The organism is Micromonospora sp. PRAS1 (assembly GCF_059553435.1).
In genome coordinates, this window is sequence record NZ_JCANNB010000116.1 from 1 (window position 1) to 613 (window position 613).

At 71.5% G+C, this 613-nt stretch carries 1 protein-coding gene; it reads right to left on the reverse strand.

The genetic code is table 11. From position 1 onward, the window contains the following. Positions 1-600: AMP-binding protein (locus AC507J_RS32335; RefSeq protein ID WP_496294366.1), on the reverse strand; the 600-nt coding region annotated here is incomplete at its 3' end. Positions 601-613: the final 13 nt, after the last annotated feature.

The window sequence follows — 613 nt, forward strand, 5'->3', positions numbered from 1 at the left end:
CACCGACCCGAACGGATCCGGCACAAACCGATCCGCCGTCAAACCGGCAGCATTCAGATAACCCCGACCAACACCGACCCCCGCCACACACAACTCACCAGGCACACCGATCGGCACCAACTCCAACCGGTCGTCGAGGACGTGCAGGCGCAGGTTGGGGTGGGGTCCGCCGAGCGGTACCCGGGTCAGCTCGGCCAGGGCCTGCGGGTCGCAGCGCCACGCGGTGACGTCGACCGCCGCCTCGGCGGGCCCGTACGTGTTGTGCAGCTCGCAGCCGGGCAGCGCGGCCAGGAAGGCCCGCGCCACGTCGACCGGCAGTTCCTCGCCGCCGACGCCGACGGAGCGCAGCGAGGTGCAGTCGTCGAGTCCTTCGGCGAGCAACGCGGCCAGCATGGTCGGTACGAAGTGGACCGTCGTCACCCGCTCGGAGATGATCAGCTCGCGGAGGTACGCGGGGTCGCGGTGCCCGCCCGGGCGGGCCACGACGAGCCGCGCGCCGGCCGACAGCGCGGCGTAGATCTCGGCCGGTGAGACGTCGAAGCCGATCTCGGTCTTCTGGAGCACGACCCCCTCCGCGCCCAGGCGGTAGACCTCCGGCAGGACGTGTTGGGTG